Source organism: Cellulomonas cellasea (genome assembly GCF_006538745.1).
In the GTDB taxonomy this organism is placed as follows: Bacteria; Actinomycetota; Actinomycetes; order Actinomycetales; family Cellulomonadaceae; genus Cellulomonas_A; species Cellulomonas_A cellasea.
In genome coordinates this window covers 1-16,786 of record NZ_BJLR01000012.1, presented here as the reverse complement: position 1 = coordinate 16,786, position 16,786 = coordinate 1, and the positions used below count along the sequence as shown (strand labels likewise).

Below are 16,786 nucleotides of genomic sequence, written 5' to 3'. Positions count from 1 at the left end.
CGCTGCGAGCCGCGGGCTCGTTCGGAGAGCGCTCTCAATTCGGCGAGTCTGAGCCGGTCGGTCGTGGGTGTCAAGGGCGCGATTTCGGTTATCCGACTGGATCTGGACCGTCGTGCTGGGCCGATCGCGCTAGGGAGCGGCGCCTCAGGCGCTCGGATCGGAAGAAAACTGAGAGCGCTCTCCGTTGCGGTATCGTCGGCACGTGGACCTGACCCGCACGCCCGTCGCGGCCCCGACGCTCGAGGACGTCGCCCGCGTCGCCGGCGTCTCGCGCGCGACCGTCTCCCGCGTGATCAACGGCCAGCGCCACGTGAAGCCCAGCCTCCAGGCCACGGTCATGGAGGCCGTCGCGACCACCGGCTACGTGCCGAACCGTGCCGCGCGCTCGCTCGTCACGCGGCGCACCGGCACGGTCGCCGTGATCATCTCGGGCACGGAGCAGGAGCCCGACGACGAGCTCTACCTGCCCGGCGTCCTCGCGGACCCGTTCTTCGGCCGGACCGTCGGCTCGTTCATCCGCGCCCTGCGCCCGCACGACGTCCACCCGGTGCTCCTCGTCGCCGACAGCGACGCCGCGCGCGACCAGGCCCTCGCCTACCTGCGCTTCGGCAACGCCGACGGTGCGCTGCTCGTCTCGACGCACGGGTCCGACCCGCTGCCGCGCCTCGTCATGGGCACGGGGCGCCCGGTCGTCGTGTTCGCGCACCCGCCCGAGCCCATGCCCGTGAGCTACGTCGACGTCGCGAACGCGGACGGCGGCCGGCTCGCGGCGCACCACCTGCTCGACCGCGGGTGCCGCTCGCTCGGCGCCGTCGCCGGTCCCGAGGACGTCCGCGCTGCACGCGAGCGGCTCAGCGGCTTCCGCGACGCGGCCGCCCGCCGCGGGCACGCGTTCGTGCCGAGCGTCGAGGGCGGCTTCACGTTCGACAGCGGCGAGGCCGCGGCCACGGTGCTCCTCGAGCAGAACCCCGGGCTCGACGGGATCTTCGCGGCGAACGACCTCATGGCGCAGGGTGCGCTGCGCGCGCTGGACGCCGCGGGCCGGCGCGTGCCCGACGACGTCGCGGTGGTCGGGTTCGACGACAGCGCCGCGGCCGAGCAGGCGCGCCCGCGGCTGACCACGGTGCGGCAGCCCGTCGAGCAGATGGCCGCCGAGATGGCCCGGCTGCTGCTCGCGCAGATCGACGCCGGGGAGCCGCTCGTGCAGTCGTCGATCTTCGAGCCGACCCTCGTGGTGCGCGAGTCCGCCTGACGCCCGGCGCGCCGCCGGTCGTGGCAGCCCACCAGGTGCCGGGACGCCGTCGACGCGTCGCGCCGACGAGCCGGGTCAGACGAGCGCGAGCACGCCCAGCACGCCGACCGCGACGCCGAGCACGAGCGAGACCCCGATCAGCACCGCGTGCACCGTCAGGAACCGGGTCGCGCGCCCGGACGCATCACGCGAGCGCGGGTCGGCGGCGATGCGCTGCCAGAAGCGCGGCCAGATCAGCAGGTTCCACAGCCCGGTCACCACGAGGAGGATCGCCCACGGGGCCGGCAGCAGGATCGCGTCGGAGGTCACGGGAGAAGTATCCCGCGACGGACCTCGCGCCTGCCTGCGCCGGGCTCACGGCGCCTGCCTGCCGGGGCTCACGGCGCGTGGCGGTCCAGGAACTCGTACACCTCGGTCGCGTCGACCCCCGGGAACGCCCCGGTCGGCAGCGCCGCGAGCGTGCTGGCGTGGGGCCGGGCGCTGGGCCACGACCGCCCGGCCCACCGCGCCGAGAGCTCCGCGGGCGCCTCGCGGCAGCACGCGGCGTCGGGGCAGCGGGACGCCGCCCGCTCGGACGTCTCGCGCCCACGGAACCACCGCACGTGCGCGAACGGCACGCCGACGGACACGGAGAACTCGCCCTCGGGCGACCCTTGCACGCGGGAGGTGCACCAGTACGTGCCCGACGAGGTGTCGGTGTACTGGTAGTACGGGCTGAACCGGTCGGGGATCGAGAACACGACGCGCGCGGTCCACTGCTTGCACACCGGCTGCCCCTCGATCGCGCCGAGCGGGTCCGACGGGAAGCGCACGCCGTCGTTCTCGTACGCCTTGTGCAGGGTGCCGCTCTCGTGGACCTTCATGAAGTGCACCGGGATGCCCAGGTGCCGGGTCGCGAGGTTCGTGAACCGGTGCGCGGCGGTCTCGTAGGTCACGGCGAACGCGTCACGCAGGTCCTCGACGGAGAGCCGGCGCTCGGCCTTGGCCTCGCGCAGCAGCGCCACGGTGCCGTCCTCGGGCAGCAGGAGCGCGGCCGTCAGGTAGTTCGTCTCGACGCGCTGGCGCAGGAAGTCCCCGTAGTCGCGCGGCTCGGTGTGCCCGAGGACGTGGCTCGCGACGGCCTGGAGCAGCGCCGAGCGGGGGTCCGCCGAGGACGTGAGACCGTGCGGCAGGTAGATGCGGCCGTGCTCGAGGTCGGTGACCGAGCGGGTCGAGTGCGGCAGGTCGTGCACGTAGTGCAGGGAGAAGCCGAGGTGCGCGGCGATGTCGGCGGTGCCGCGCTGCGACAGGGGTCCGCCCGGGTGCCCGACGGCGGCGAGCAGGCCGCGCGCGTGCTCCTCGAGGTCGGGGAAGTAGTTGTCCTGCGCGCGCATCGTCGCCCGCAGCTCGGCGTTGGCGCGGCGGGCCTCCTCCGGGGTCGCGGCCTTCTCGGTGAGCAGCCGCTGGACCTCGGCCTGGAGCCGGACGAGCGCCTCGAGCGCGTCGCTCGGCAGCGACCGCCCCACCTTGACCAGCGGGACCTGCAGCGACGCGAACAGCGGGCCGCGCTGGGCCCGCTCGAGCTCGACCTCGAGGGCCGCGCGCCGGCTCGGGGCCTCGTCGCGCAGCAGCTCGGCGAGCGGGACGTCGAGCGCGTGCGCGACCTGCTGGAGCAGCGACAGCTTGGGCTCGCGGTGGCCGTTCTCGAGCATCGACACCTGGGAGGCCGCGCGCCCGATCGCCGCGCCGAGGTCGTCGAGCGTCATGCCGCGGGCGGTGCGCAGGTGCCGGACGCGGCGCCCGAGCACGAGCGTGTCCACGCCCTGCTGCGCGTCGTCGTCGGGCACGGTCCGGGCTCGCGCGGGGGGCTCGGCGGACCGGGTCCGCGGCCGCGCGGGGGGCTCGGCAGCCGTGGTCCGGGGCACGAGGGTCCGCTCGTCGGCCGCGGCCCTCGCTCCGGGCCCGCGCCGGTCCGCGGTGGTCCGGGCGCCCGGACCGCCCGACCTCGTCGGGTCGGGGGACTGCCCGGGCCTCGTCGCCTCGGTGGAGATCGCCATGCTCGACGGTCGCAGACGGGCTCTGCTTCTGTCGAGGAGAAGGATCCTCGATCTTCTGCTCGATGGGAGGGCTCCCGCACGGTGATGCGGCGCCAGAGTGAGTTGCACGAGGGAACCATCGAGAAGAACCGGAGGACATCGTGAACGAGACGACCGCGACGACGGGGCCGACGAGCACGAGCACGGCACGGGAGCGGTCCGCCGGCACGTCCCGCCCCGGCGGCACGACCCGGCCCGGTGACCAGCTGCAGACGCCCGAGGAGCTGGCTCACGAGTGGGCCACCGACCCGCGCTGGGCCGGCGTCCGCCGCGACCACAGCGCCGAGGACGTCGTGGCGCTGCGCGGCTCGGTCCGTGAGGAGCACACGCTCGCCCGCCGCGGGGCGGAGCGGCTCTGGGAGCTGCTGCACACCCGCGAGTGGGTCCCGGCGCTCGGCGCGCTGACCGGCAACCAGGCCGTGCAGCAGGTCAAAGCCGGCCTCGAGGCCATCTACCTCTCCGGCTGGCAGGTCGCCGCCGACGCGAACCTCTCCGGCCAGACCTACCCGGACCAGAGCCTCTACCCGGCGAACAGCGTCCCCGCGGTCGTGCGCCGCATCAACAACGCGCTGCTGCGGGCCGACCAGATCGAGGCGTCGGAGAACGGCGGGCGCCGGACGCGCGAGTGGCTCGCGCCGATCGTGGCCGACGCCGAGGCCGGCTTCGGGGGACCGCTCAACGCCTACGAGCTCATGGCCGCGATGATCGCGGCCGGCGCCGCCGGGGTGCACTGGGAGGACCAGCTCGCGGCCGAGAAGAAGTGCGGCCACCTGGGCGGCAAGGTCCTGGTCCCGACGAGCCAGCACGTCCGCACGCTGAGCGCCGCGCGCCTCGCCGCCGACGTCGCGGGCGTCCCCACCGTCGTCGTCGCCCGGACCGACGCGCTCGGCGCGGACCTGCTCACGTCCGACGTCGACGAGCGCGACCAGCCGTTCCTCACCGGGGAGCGCACGCCCGAGGGCTACTTCCGGGTCCGCTCGGGGCTCGACGCGGTCGCCTCCCGGGCGACCGCCTACGCCGAGTACGCCGACCTGCTGTGGGTCGAGACGTCGACGCCGGACCTCGGGCTCGCGCGGGAGTTCGCCGAGCGGATCCACGAGAGGTTCCCCGGCAAGCTCCTCGCCTACAACTGCTCGCCGTCGTTCAACTGGCGCTCGCACCTCGACGACGCCACGATCGCGCGCTTCCAGAAGGAGCTCGCGGCCAGCGGGTACGCGTTCCAGTTCATCACCCTGGCCGGCTTCCACGCGCTCAACCACTCGATGTTCTCGCTCGCCCGCGGCTACGCCGAGCGCGGCATGAGCGCCTACGTCGAGCTGCAGGAGGCCGAGTTCGCGTCGGAGCCCGACGGCTACACCGCCACGCGCCACCAGCGCGAGGTCGGCACCGGCTACTTCGACAAGGTCGCCACCGCGATCGACCCCCGGAGCGCCACGCTCGCGCTCGCCGGGTCCACGGAGGCGTCGCAGTTCGCCCACTGAGCGGACGCACGCCCGCGGGCGGTGCGGGGCCCCCGCGACCCGGGGCCCGTTGCCCCGCACCGTCCGCCCTCCGGCCCCGGCCGTCCCGCACCACCTGCGCGACCGCGGCCGTCCGGCACCACCCGCGCGACTGCGGCCGTCCCGCACCACCGGCCACCGCAGTCGTCGCGCACCGCCGTCACCACGGCCGCCGCGCCGCACGCCACCACGCACGCCCCCGCACGCCCCGAGAGGAGCACGCCATGTCCACGCTGACCGAGCCGACGACCACCCCGTCGACCCCCCTGCCGAGCACCACCACCCCGACGATCGAGGTCCTGGGCGCCGTCGTGCCCGGGAGCGACACCGTCCTGACCCCCGACGCGCTGGCGTTCGTCGCCGAGCTGCACGCCCGGTTCGCGGGTCCCCGCCACGACCTGCTGCTCGCCCGCCAGCGCCGCCGCGAGCGCTTCGCCAACGGCCTCGACCCCGACTTCCGCCCGGAGACGCGCCACATCCGTGAGGACCCGACGTGGCGCGTCGCCGGTCCCGGCCCGGGGCTGGAGGACCGCCGCGTCGAGATCACCGGCCCGACCGACCGGAAGATGACGGTCAATGCGCTCAACTCGGGCGCGAAGGTGTGGCTCGCGGACCTCGAGGACGCGACGTCGCCGACGTGGGAGAACGTCGTCGGCGGGCAGGCGAACCTCGCGCTCGCGATCAGGGGCCGCGTCGACTTCACGTCCGACGAGGGCAAGGAGTACCGCGTGGGCCCGACCACGCCGACCATCGTCATGCGCCCGCGCGGCTGGCACCTCGCCGAGAAGCACCTGCGGTTCACCGACCGCGCCGGCCAGCGCACGCCGGCGTCCGCCAGCCTCGTCGACGCCGGGCTCTACCTGTTCCACAACGCGCACGCGCTCATCGCCCACGGGCGGGGCCCGTACCTGTACCTGCCCAAGATCGAGGGCTATCTCGAGGCGCGGCTGTGGAACGACGTGTTCGTGTTCGTCGAGCAGGAGCTGCGTCTCCCGCGCGGGTCGATTCGCGCGACCGTCCTCATCGAGACGATCACGGCGGCGTTCGAGATGGAGGAGATCCTCTACGAGCTCCGCGAGCACTGCGCGGGCCTCAACGCGGGCCGGTGGGACTACATCTTCAGCATCATCAAGAGCTTCCGGTCGCGCGGTCCGCGGTTCGTGCTGCCCGACCGGGCGCGCGTCACCATGACGGTCCCGTTCATGCGCGCCTACACCGAGCTGCTCGTCGCGACGTGCCACCGGCGCGGGGCGCACGCGATCGGCGGCATGTCGGCGTTCATCCCCAACCGCCGCGACCCGGAGGTCACCGAGCGCGCGCTGGAGCAGGTCCGAGCGGACAAGGAGCGCGAGGCCGGGCAGGGGTACGACGGCACGTGGGTCGCGCACCCGGACCTCGTCCCGGTGGCCCGCGCGGTGTTCGACGAGGCGCTGGGGGACCGCCCGGACCAGCGCGACCGGCTCCGCGACGACGTCCGGGTCACCGCGGCCGAGCTGCTCGACATCCCGTCGGCCGGCGGGGGCGAGCCCGGCGCGGTCACCGACGCGGGCGTCCGCAGCAACGTCTCCGTCGCGCTGCGCTACCTCGAGGCGTGGCTGCGGGGGAGCGGCGCCGTCGCGATCGACAACCTCATGGAGGACGCCGCGACCGCCGAGATCTCCCGCTCGCAGCTGTGGCAGTGGGTGCACCACGGGATCGTCACGGCGGAGGGCACGACCATCACTGCCGAGCACGTCGAGCGCGTGCTGGGCTCGGTCCTCGGTGAGCTGCCGCGCTCGGGCGGCGACCGGTTCGACGATGCAGCCCGGCTGCTGCGCGAGGTCGCCCTCGACGAGCACTACCCGACGTTCCTGACCGTGCCTGCGTACACGCAGCACCTCGTGGAGCGGTCCGCGCCCTGACGGCGGCCGGTCGCCGGTCGTGTCCCGACGCGTCGGCGGCCGGCTCCTGGGTGCCGCAGGAGGCCCGGCGTCTGTCCGCCGTCAGCGAAGAAAAAACCTCTGGCGGATCTCCGGAGCCGGACGTAGCGTCGTGGGCACATGGGAAAGGAGGTGGTCCTGAAGTGATTTCTCTTCGGACGCGTGAGGTGACTGTCCGCTAGTCGCCCGAGTACTCGGACGGATTGCTTCGATCCACCCGGTGCCCGCTGGTCCTCGAGGACCGCCGGGCGGCGAGCGAGATCCAGGCAGCCACCGCAGCCCGTGGGAGCCGCGCACTCGTCCAGCGCGGCAGGGCCCCGTCAAGGGGTTCCGGCCCACGGGCTGTTCCCTGCCCGGACCCGGGCGGGACAGCGCCGGCCCTCAGCCCTCGCCGCTCCCCGCAGCGGCCTTGCGGCGTCGTGGTGCCGCCGACCGCGGCGGCGTCCGGCGCATGTGGTCCCTCGCCCGGCCCAGGATGTCGGCGAGCGTCTCGACGTCCTCCCGCGACAGCGGTGCGAGCAGCAGGTCGTCGACCACCGCGACGTGGCCCGGCAGCACGCCGCCGAGGACCGCGCGACCCTCGTCGGTGAGGGTCACGGTCACGCTGCGCTCGTCCTCGAGGGACGGCGTGCGGACCACGAGCCCGCGCTTCTCGAGCATCTGCGCCTGGTACGTCAGGCCGCTGCGGCTGTAGACGACGCCGTCGGCTAGGTCGGTCATCCGCCGGCTGCCCCCGGGCGCGTCGCCGAGCGTCGCGAGCAGCTGGAACTGGACGTAGCTGAGGCCGCCCGCGTCCTGCAGCTGCTGCTCGACGGCGTGCTTGAGCAGGCTGCTCGCCTCGATGAGCGCGAAGTACGCGCCGAGCTGCACGGCATCCAGGGATCGCGGGGGCGAGGACATGTCCCGAGTCTACCCATGCTTCGAACCCGTAGCACTTGCTTCTGATTCGAAGCAGCGGTAGCGTCGTCCGCAGTTGCTTCGAACCCGAAGCACATGACGGACGGAGAGCATCATGAAGGCAGTGCGTTTCCACCAGACCGGCGGTCCCGAGGTCCTGCGCTACGAGGACGTCCCCCAGCCCGTGCCCGGCGCCGGCGAGGTGCGGGTCCGGGTCGCCGGCTCGGCGTTCAACCCCGCGGACGGCGGGATGCGCGGCGGGTTCCTGCCGATCCCGATCACGCTGCCCCACATCCCGGGCTACGACGTCGCGGGGACGGTGGACGCCCTCGGTGACGGGGTCTCCGGCCTCGCGGTGGGCGACGCCGTCGTCGGGTTCCTCCCGATGACCGCGGACGGCTCCGCCGCCGAGTACGTCGTCGCACCCGCCGACGCCCTGGTCCCGGCGCCGACCCGCATCTCCCTCCCCGACGCCGCCGGGCTGCCGTCCGTCGGGCTCACCGCCTGGCAGGCGCTGTTCGAGGCGGGCGGGCTCGTGGCGGGCCAGCGCGTCCTGGTCAACGGCGCGGGCGGCCCCGTCGGCGGGTACGCCGTGCAGCTCGCGAAGCGTGCAGGCGCCCACGTCGTCGCCACCGCGAGCCCCCGCAGCCGGGACAGCGTGCGGGCGTCGGGGGCCGACGAGATCGTCGACCACACGACGACCTCGCTCCTGGACGCGGTCGTCGAACCGGTCGACGTGCTGCTCAACCTCGCGCCGATCACCGCGGAGCGGTTCGCCGCCCTGGCGGCGCGGGTGCGCGACGGCGGCGTCGTCGTCTCCACCACCCCGAGGGTCGGGACGCCCGACGACCCGGAGCGCGGGGTGCGCGCGGCGACGGTCTACCTCCACCCCGACGCCGACGTGCTCTCCCGGCTGGTCGCGCTCGTCGACAGCGGCGAGCTCCGGGTGGAGATCGCCGCTCGCGTGCCGCTCAGCGAGCTGCCCGCGCTCCACGAGCAGGCCGAGGCGGGGCACGTCCACGGCAAGGTCGTGATCGTCCCGTCCGGCGACTGACCGGCGCGGCTCGTGAGCAGGCGACACCGACGGCCGGCCGGGCGCCCAGGTGCTGACGCGGTGCGAAGGTCGCTTCTCGTCGTCGGCCAGGGGCTTCCGCGCGGTCACCATGCGCGCCTAGGCTCACACACGCTCGAGGGAGAGCCCTCCGGCACGTCCACGCGAGAGGTGCTCCGCATGACGGTCCGGAAGCTGACGAGGATGCTGGCGACGACGACCATGGCGACGGCCATGGTCGTGGTCGGCGCGGTGACGGCGACCAGCGCGCCGGCCGTCACCGCTGCGGCTGCGGCCGTACCCCCCAACGACACCCTGGCCTGGGACGGCTACGAGTGGGAGCGCCTGGGTTCGGGCGGCGGTCACCAGGGGGTGTACCGCACGGAGAACGTGCGCGTGAAGGACAACGGCGATCTCGTCATCACCGCGATGCGCCACTGCACCCCAGGGAGCCTGACCGGCAGCGACGACCCGCACCCGGAGCCGTGCGCCGACCTCTCGGACACGAAGTACTCGATCGGTCGGCTCAACCTGTTCGGCGTCGTCCCCCAGGGCCAGGACTTCACCCTGAAGTTCGTCGCGACGATGCCGCAGCGGCACAGCGCCGGTGCACGCAGCGCCCTCTGGGCCAACAACGTCGACCAGGGGCCCGGGGTCGGCTACTGCGGAGCGCAGAGCACGAGCCCGCTCGGTGAGATCGACGTCATCGAGTGGTACTCCGCGAAGCCGAACCAGACGACCCAGTCGACCCACGCGGGGTGCATCACCACCGGTGACGGCCAGCACGAGCTCAGCACCACCACCACCAAGGGGACGGAGGCCTTCGACCCCGCCGAGCGCACCACCTTCACGGCCACCAAGCGCGGGTCCACGGTCACGTACCGGGTCAACGGGGTCCGTGTCGCCAGGCACGTGTGCGGCACCAACCCCAAGCCGAACAACGACTTCACCTGCGCCGAGATCATGAGCCGTCCGTGGAACGTCATCATGCAGACCGAGGTGTTCAAGGGCCCCGCCGGGGACGGCAAGTTCGACGGTCCGAGCCGGCGGGAGCGTTTCCCGACCCAGCGGCTCGTGGTGCATGACGTCTCGATCACCACCATGGCCGCGGGCGCCGCCTCGGCCGACGACTAGACCAGCGGGCCGCGCACCGGACGCTGCCGGAAGGCGCCGACGAACGGAAGCTCGCCGCACGCGAAGCGGTCCCCAGAGACAAGTGAAGGTCGCTGCACTCACACGATCAACGAGGTCCATGTCGCGACCGGCGCGGGAATCACCCGCGTGCGGCGCCACCGTGGGGCAGGGTGGTCCGGCACCCCGCACCGCACCCCCGGAAGGCCCCTCATGGCGATCTCGTTCGAGAAGCTCCAGACCCGCGCGCCCGAGCTGGTCAACCTCGCCAAGAAGGCGCAGTTCAACCTCAGCAAGCACGACCTCGACGGTCACGCGGCGAAGGTCGCGCTGTGCCTCGACCACTCGGGCTCGATGCGCGCGTCGTACGCGAGCGGGCAGATGCAGGCGCTCGCGGAGCGGGTGCTCGCGCTCGGGACCCAGCTCGACGACGACGGCTCGATCGACGTGTTCTTCTTCGGCACCGAGGCGTGGCACGCCGGGGAGCTCACGCTCGACGACTACCGCGGCGGCGTCGACCGGCTGCGCGCCGGGCGCCACCTCGGGCTGACCGACTACGCCGGCGCGATCCGCGCGGTGCGCGAGCACTACGGGCTGGCCGGCCCTGGTGCGACGGCGGACGTCCCCGTGTACGTGCTGTTCCTGACCGACGGCGCCCCGACCCACCGGACCGCGGCGACGAACGAGCTGCGCGACGCGTCGGGCAGCCCGGTGTTCTGGAAGTTCCTCAGCATCGGCGACGAGGACATCCCGTTCCTGCAGAAGCTCGACGACCTGTCGGACCGGGTCGTCGACAACGCGGACTACCAGCCCGTCGGCGACCTGACGCTGGTCCAGGACCAGGCGCTGTTCGACCTGCTGCTCGTCGAGTACCCGGAGTGGCTCGCCGAGGTGCGGGGACGCGGCATCCTGCGCTGACCGCGCTGGCGGCGCAGGCCGGGACGCCCCGGGCGACGCTGCGGTGGAGACGTGCAGGTGAAGGATCGTCCCGTGCACCTGCGCGTGGGACAACGGCACGGGTACGGCTACGGGCCGTCGAGGGCAGGGCGTGGGGAGGAGCGAGGGGCGGGGTCGAACACCTCGATGCGGCCGGGTCCCTGGTCCTTCGCACGGTACATGGCGACGTCGGCCTCGCGCAGGACCGCGCCGAGCTCGTGGGCGCGGTTGCGGGCGAAGGCCACGCCGATGCTCGCGCTGGACCGGATCTGCAGGTCCTCGATGCCGAAGGGGCGGATCAGGGCGTCACGCAGGTGGCGGGCGACGTCGAGGGCGTCGCTCGGGGCGGTGATGTCGTCGACGATGACGAGGAACTCGTCGCCGCCGAAGCGGGCGACGGTGTCTCCGGCGCGCACGGATGCGCGCAGTCGTGCGGCGACCGCGACGAGGAGGGCGTCACCGGTGGCGTGGCCGTGCGTGTCGTTGACGTCCTTGAACCGGTCGAGGTCGAGCAGGAGGACAGCGACGTCGTGGCCGGTGCGCAGGGTGTGGGCGACGGCGTTCTCGAGGCGGTCGGCGTACAGGGCGCGGTTGGGCAGCCCGGTGAGGGGGTCGTGCAGCGCAGCGTGCTCGAGCTGGGCGGCGAGCTCGCGTGCGCCGCGGGCGCTGGCGGCGAGCGAGGAGGTCAGGGCGCGCACGGTGTACCCGGTGACGAGCACGACCGTGGTGAACAGCAGCGCCAGCCCGGCCGGGAACGGGTTGCCCTGGCTCACCTGCCACAGGAGGATCCCGTCGCAGCCGAGCAGGACGAGGCCGGTCAGGAACTGGATCTGCCGGAGCGGGAGCACCGCGACGATGAAGGGGACGCGGCTGATCAGCGCCAGGGGGACCCCGGCGTTCCCGGCCTGCCCGAGGAGCGCGTAGCTGGCGAGGAACAGCAGCACGTCGAGGGTGAGGATGACGGCGAACGTCCGCGGGCCGCGGTCGAGCCTCCGGGTGGTGAGCAGCCAGAGCGCGGCGCCGACGCGGAAGAGGATCGACAGGGCTTCCGCGGCGTCGAAGGCTGCGGACGCGGGCAGAGCCATCACCATGAGCTGGACCGCTGCCGTCACCAGCAGCAGGACCACCAGGAGCAGGTCGGCCTGCTCGCGGCGCACCGCGACGTCCGGACCCATCGCCACCCCCCGGCCGTCAGCATCCCGAGACCGACCGTCACCGCGCAACTGCCGAGCGTCGACGCCCACCAGCCACAGTAGGCCGCATCGCCGTCGTGACGGGCGCGGTGGGCGCGCCGGCCGGGGCCCGACGAGGCGGTGCCCGGCTGGCGGAGCGCGCCACGGACCGGCGTGCGGCGGTGAGAGGCTAGTGCGATGGCCCAGCTGAAGACTCCTGCCGAGATCGACGAGATGCGACCCGCGGGCGCGTTCATCGCGCACGTCCTGACGTCGCTGCGGTCGGTCGCGGCCGTGGGCGTGAGCCTGCGCGACCTCGACGCGCACGCGCACGGCCTCATCCGGGAGGCCGGCGCGCACTCGGTGTACCTCGGGTACCACCCGTCGTTCGGCGCGATCCCGTACCCGGGCGTGCTGTGCACGTCGGTCAACGACGCCGCGCTGCACGGGCTGCCGTCCGACTACGTGCTGCGCGACGGCGACGTGCTGAGCATCGACTTCGCCGCGCAGGTCGAGGGCTGGGTCGCCGACTCCGCGCTCACGTTCCAGGTCGGCACGCCGAGCCCCGAGGCCGCGCGGCTCATCGAGACCACCGAGCGCGCGCTCGCCGCGGGCATCGCCGCCGCGCAGCCCGGGGGCCGCATGGGCGACATCTCCGCGGCGATCGGCGAGGTCGGCCGCAGCGCGGGGTACGGGATCAACGCCGACTTCGGCGGGCACGGCGTCGGGCGCACGATGCACGAGGAGCCGCACGTGCCGAACCTCGGCCGCAAGGGCTCGGGCCAGCGGCTCAAGCCGGGCCTCGTCATCGCGATCGAGCCGTGGTTCATGGCCGGCGGCGACGGCTACGTGATGGACCCCGACGGCTGGACGATCCGCTCCGCCGACGGCTCGCTCGCCGCGCACGCCGAGCACACCGTCGCGATCACGCCCGACGGCCCGGTCGTGCTCACGGAGCGCAGCGCCTGACGGCGCGCTGATGCGCTCGGGCCCACGGGTCGCGGACGGCCGGCACGGGAGCGTGCCGGCCGTCGTCGTTCCCGGCCGTCGCCCGGCCGGCCCACCCCGCCCGGCGGATGCTCCCGGTATGCCCAGGTCCGTCGGGTGAATGCTCACCCGGGTGAAGCCCGGGACGGGCGTGCCCGCGGTGCGCGCGCTAGCGTCGCCAACGGGGGCAGGGATGACGTGCGAGCGTCCGACCGGGGTGCTGTCCCCGCGTGACCCGGCGCAGGTGCCCGCCACCCCCGTGGGCATCGTTGGTCGAGCAGGGCACGGAGCGCACAATGACCCACACCCCGGACGGCGACGTGGTCGCACGCGTCGACGCGGGCGCGATGCTGTCGCTGCTCGACGAGCTCTCGGCGACCGTCACGGGCGACTTCTCGGTCCAGGACATCCTGCAGGAGCTCGCCGAGGGCATCGTCGACCTGCTGGGCCTCGCCGGAGCGGGCGTCTCGACGCCGAGCCCGCGGGGCGAGCTCCTCGTCGTCGCCTACGCGACGCAGCGCCGCGTCGAGCAGCTCGACCGCGTCCAGGAGGCGCTCCAGGCGGGCCCGGCGCCGGACGCGCACGCCTCGGGGCGGGTCGTCGCGTCGCCGGACCTGGCCGTCGTCGGCGAGTGGCCACACTTCCAGGAGCGCGCGACCGAGCTCGGACTGGCCAGCGTCACGGCCGTCCCGCTGCGGGCGCGCGGCGAGGCGCTCGGCGTCCTGACGCTGTACCGCGCCGAGCCGGTGCCGCTCGGGCGGGCCGAGCTCGCCGCCGCGCGGACCCTCGCGAACCTCGCGGCGTCGTACCTCGTCGTCGCGATCGACCGGGAGGCCGCCGCCCAGACGCAGGGCGAGCTCGCGCACCAGGCCGCGCACGACCCGCTCACGGGGCTGCCGACGCGGCGGGTCTTCTTCGAGCAGCTCGACGAGGCGCTCACGCTCGTGCGCCGCGACCTGTCGACCGTCGGGGTGCTGTTCATCGACGTCGACGGGCTCAAGCGCGTCAACGACACGTACGGCCACGCGCTCGGCGACCAGCTCCTGCTCACGTGCGCCGAGCGGATCCGGGCGGCGCTGCGGCCCGACGACCTGCTCGCGCGCCTCGCCGGCGACGAGTTCGTGGTCGTGCTCGAGCACCTCGCGTCCGCCGACGTCGCGTGCGCGGTCGCGCAGCGCATCTGCGACAGCCTCGCGCTGCCGATGCTCACCGAGGGTCACGTCCTGCAGCCGTCCGCGAGCATCGGCATCGCGGTGAGCGACGAGCCCGGGGTCACGTCCGACCTGCTCGTCTCGCAGGCCGACGCCGCGATGTACCGGGCCAAGCGCCGGCGCAAGGGCAGCTTCCAGCTGTTCGACCCGGTCGTGCACGCGTCCGAGCAGGCCGAGGCGATCTCGTACGAGCAGCTCTCGAGCGAGCTCGAGACGGCGATCCGCGAGGAGCAGCTCGAGGTCCACTACCAGCCGATCCTCGAGATCGTGGACCCGCGCATCGGCTCCGCCCGCCCCGACCCGCTCACGGTCCCCGGTTCGCTGTACGCGGTCGAGGCGCTCGTGCGGTGGCGGCACCCGCGCCACGGCCTGCTCTCCGCGGGCGCGTTCATCGGCGCGGCGGTGCGCAGCGGCTTCATCGTCGAGCTCGGCGCGTGGGTGCTGCGGACCGCGTGCCGCCAGCTCGTGACGTGGGACGCGGTGCTGGGCCGGCGCGCGCCGCGGCGGCTGTTCGTCAACGTCTCGCCGGCCGAGCTGAGCGACCCGGGCCTGCTCGAGCGGATCACGCGCGACCTGACCGCGGCGGGCCTCGCGGGTGACCGGCTGACCCTGGAGATCACCGAGAACGGCCCGCTCGACTCCTCGTCGTTCCCCGCCGAGGTCGTCGACGGCCTGCGCCGGCTCGGCTGCCACCTCGCGATCGACGACTTCGGCACGGGGCACTCGACGCTCGGCCGGGTCGTCGAGATCCCCGCGTCGGTGCTCAAGATCGACCGGTCGTTCAGCAGCGCGCTCCCCGGCAGCCTCGAGTCGGCCGCCGTCATCTCCTCGGCGCTCCTGCTCGGGCACAACCTGCGGCGCACCGTCGTCGTGGAGGGCGTCGAGACCGAGGAGGCGCTGCGCGCGCTGCAGGAGCTCGGCACGACGCACTTCCAGGGCTTCCACCTTGCGCTGCCCCAGCACCCCGACGCGCTCACGGACGCGATCCTGGAGTCGGCAGGGGTGGGGGAGCGGCGCGCGGCGGGCCGGCTCGGCGCGTAGGACGGGCCTCCTCCCGTCGCTGCACCGGGCGGCGACGCTCGTCGGGCACGTCCCGCGCGCCACGGCCACGGCCACGGCAGGACGGGACCGGCGTGCCTCGGCTCCGGTCCCTGCGCGGACCCGACCCCGTGCGGTGCACGAGCGGTCGTCGCGGGCAGCCCGGTCCGGGGTGCGTCGCCCGCACGTTCGGGCGGTCCGGCCGGCGCCGTCGGCCCGATCCCGCACGTGGGCCGTCCGCCGACGTGCCGATGTCCGTTTTCACCCTGGTGGTCCGGTCCCGGTGGGCGTAAGCCGTGAGGTGCGCACGGGGGCGTCAGGCTGCCGGGTGCACGAGCCGGGGGGCGGTGGGCGCGATGCGTGCACGGTGGTCGGGGGCGTGGGCGGTCGGGGTGGCGCTGGTGGCGGGGGTCGGGCTCGGGCCGGCGGCGGCGGGTGCCGGTCCGTCGCCCGGGGACGGGACGCCGACGCCCGCGGTCACCGCGTCACCGCCGCCCGTCGACGAGGTCCGGTGCGGCGACACGCTCACGGGCGAGCACCGGCTGACGGGGGACCTCGTGTGCGACGGCGTGGGGCTCACCCTCGCGGGGAGCGTCACGCTCGACCTGGCCGGCCACACCCTCGACGGGGGAGGCTCGGGAGTCGCCTTCCTCCGGGTCGAGGACGACAGCGAGGACGACGAGGCTGCCGCGACGGTCCTGGACGGCGTCGTCCGCGGGTGGGACTACGGCTTCCGCGAGCGGGCGGGGGGCATCGGACCGCCCGGGAACCACGCCGACGGGGTGACGTTCGAGGACGTCGGGGTCGTCTTCCGCGACGAGAACGCCACCATCCTCGGGATGGACGTCTCCCTGCGGGACAGCGTGGTGACCGGGGCCGACGTGGTCTTCTCCCTGGGCTACCCCGCGCGCGCCCTGTCCGAGGGGACCCGGTTCGAGCGCAACGAGCTCCTGATCGGCGGGGCCGACGGGGGCTTCGAGTTCCGGGACTGCGTGATGGTCGACAACCGGCTGTTCGCCACCATCTCCGACATCGGCTTCCTGACCCTGCTGGACAGCGAGGTGCGGGGCAGCGACGAGGTCGTCTCCCCGTACTGGTCGGGCGCGACGCTCATCGGGAACACGTTCGTCGACAACGACGTGGTCGTCGCTGCGAGCGGGGCCGGCCGGCAGGTGCACGGCAACACGTTCGCGGGCAACGGGCTCGCGGTCGGCGCGGGGATGCGGTGGTGGATCGGCTGGGGGGACGGCCCGAACGTGGTCGTGGACAACGTGTTCCGCGGCAACCACGACGCGATCGTGAGCGAGCCCGGCGCGGACCTCCACCTCGGGGACAACGTCGTGACCGGCAGCACCGGCTGGGGCATCTACGCCCCCGGTGCCGTGGACCTCGGCGGCAACCGGGCCTGGGGCAACGCACGCGAGCCGCAGTGCACGGGCGTGGTGTGCCTCGGACGACGCAGCTGACAGGGCCGTCCGGCTCCGGGGGGACCGGACGGAGGACCACCGCGGCGGACGGGCTGCCGCGTGCTCGACGGGGGTGGCGACGGTGAACGGTGCACGACGTGCGACGGCGTGGCTGGCGGTTCTGCTCGTGGTGCCCGTGGCGGGCGCAGCAC

General features: G+C 74.1%; 13 protein-coding genes. 9 read left to right on the top strand and 4 right to left on the bottom strand.

Annotation, left to right across the window (positions count from 1 at the left end):
• Positions 1-202: 202 nt before the first annotated feature.
• A complete protein-coding gene (locus tag CCE01nite_RS05650; protein WP_169743994.1) occupies positions 203-1,252 on the top strand; it encodes a LacI family DNA-binding transcriptional regulator in 1,050 nt (349 codons plus the stop codon).
• Positions 1,253-1,327: 75 nt separating this feature from the next.
• On the opposite strand, the gene CCE01nite_RS05645 is transcribed toward CCE01nite_RS05650, so the two are convergent.
• The gene (locus tag CCE01nite_RS05645; RefSeq protein ID WP_371861018.1) at positions 1,328-1,561 is read right to left on the bottom strand and encodes an SCO4848 family membrane protein; all 234 of its coding nucleotides are present in this window, start codon (positions 1,559-1,561) and stop codon (positions 1,328-1,330) included.
• Between the two features lie 68 nt (positions 1,562-1,629).
• Positions 1,630-3,078 (bottom strand): XRE family transcriptional regulator, encoded by a 1,449-nt coding sequence (locus CCE01nite_RS05640; protein ID WP_034627477.1) that lies wholly within the window; start codon positions 3,076-3,078, stop codon positions 1,630-1,632.
• A 455-nt stretch (positions 3,079-3,533) separates the two neighbouring features.
• On the opposite strand from CCE01nite_RS05640, the gene aceA reads away from it, so the two are divergent.
• Together aceA and aceB are read left to right on the top strand one after the other, a co-directional pair.
• Positions 3,534-4,808 (top strand): isocitrate lyase, encoded by a 1,275-nt coding sequence (gene aceA / locus CCE01nite_RS05635; protein WP_034627480.1) that lies wholly within the window; start codon positions 3,534-3,536, stop codon positions 4,806-4,808.
• 242 nt (positions 4,809-5,050) lie between these two features.
• A complete protein-coding gene (gene aceB / locus CCE01nite_RS05630; RefSeq protein ID WP_034627407.1) occupies positions 5,051-6,727 on the top strand; it encodes a malate synthase A in 1,677 nt (558 codons plus the stop codon).
• A gap of 399 nt (positions 6,728-7,126) precedes the next feature.
• Here aceB and CCE01nite_RS05625 read toward each other — a convergent pair whose 3' ends face one another.
• Entirely contained in the window at positions 7,127-7,645 is a 519-nt protein-coding gene (locus CCE01nite_RS05625; RefSeq protein ID WP_034627409.1) for a MarR family winged helix-turn-helix transcriptional regulator, read from the bottom strand.
• A 112-nt stretch (positions 7,646-7,757) separates the two neighbouring features.
• On the opposite strand from CCE01nite_RS05625, the gene CCE01nite_RS05620 reads away from it, so the two are divergent.
• From CCE01nite_RS05620 to CCE01nite_RS05610, 3 genes are all read left to right on the top strand, one after another.
• Positions 7,758-8,696 carry an NADP-dependent oxidoreductase gene (locus CCE01nite_RS05620; protein ID WP_034627412.1) on the top strand — a complete coding sequence of 313 codons (939 nt, stop codon included), beginning with the start codon at positions 7,758-7,760 and terminating at the stop codon, positions 8,694-8,696.
• A gap of 177 nt (positions 8,697-8,873) precedes the next feature.
• Entirely contained in the window at positions 8,874-9,827 is a 954-nt protein-coding gene (locus tag CCE01nite_RS05615; RefSeq protein ID WP_141372068.1) for a LamG domain-containing protein, read from the top strand.
• Between the two features lie 210 nt (positions 9,828-10,037).
• Complete coding sequence (locus CCE01nite_RS05610; protein ID WP_034627416.1) at positions 10,038-10,742, top strand: VWA domain-containing protein; 705 nt, start codon at positions 10,038-10,040, stop codon at positions 10,740-10,742.
• Between the two features lie 107 nt (positions 10,743-10,849).
• Here the strand turns inward: CCE01nite_RS05610 and CCE01nite_RS05605 are convergent, their stop codons facing one another.
• Positions 10,850-11,935: a GGDEF domain-containing protein gene (locus tag CCE01nite_RS05605; RefSeq protein WP_052103824.1), complete on the bottom strand. Its 1,086-nt coding sequence runs from the start codon at positions 11,933-11,935 to the stop codon at positions 10,850-10,852.
• 195 nt (positions 11,936-12,130) lie between these two features.
• Between CCE01nite_RS05605 and map the strand changes: the two genes are divergently transcribed.
• From map to CCE01nite_RS05590, 3 genes are all read left to right on the top strand, one after another.
• A complete protein-coding gene (gene map, locus CCE01nite_RS05600) occupies positions 12,131-12,901 on the top strand; it encodes a type I methionyl aminopeptidase (protein WP_034627419.1) in 771 nt (256 codons plus the stop codon).
• 314 nt (positions 12,902-13,215) lie between these two features.
• Positions 13,216-15,171, top strand: a complete 1,956-nt coding sequence (locus CCE01nite_RS05595) for a putative bifunctional diguanylate cyclase/phosphodiesterase (protein ID WP_052103826.1) — start codon at positions 13,216-13,218, stop codon at positions 15,169-15,171.
• A gap of 353 nt (positions 15,172-15,524) precedes the next feature.
• Positions 15,525-16,634 (top strand): right-handed parallel beta-helix repeat-containing protein, encoded by a 1,110-nt coding sequence (locus CCE01nite_RS05590; protein ID WP_141372067.1) that lies wholly within the window; start codon positions 15,525-15,527, stop codon positions 16,632-16,634.
• Positions 16,635-16,786: the final 152 nt, after the last annotated feature.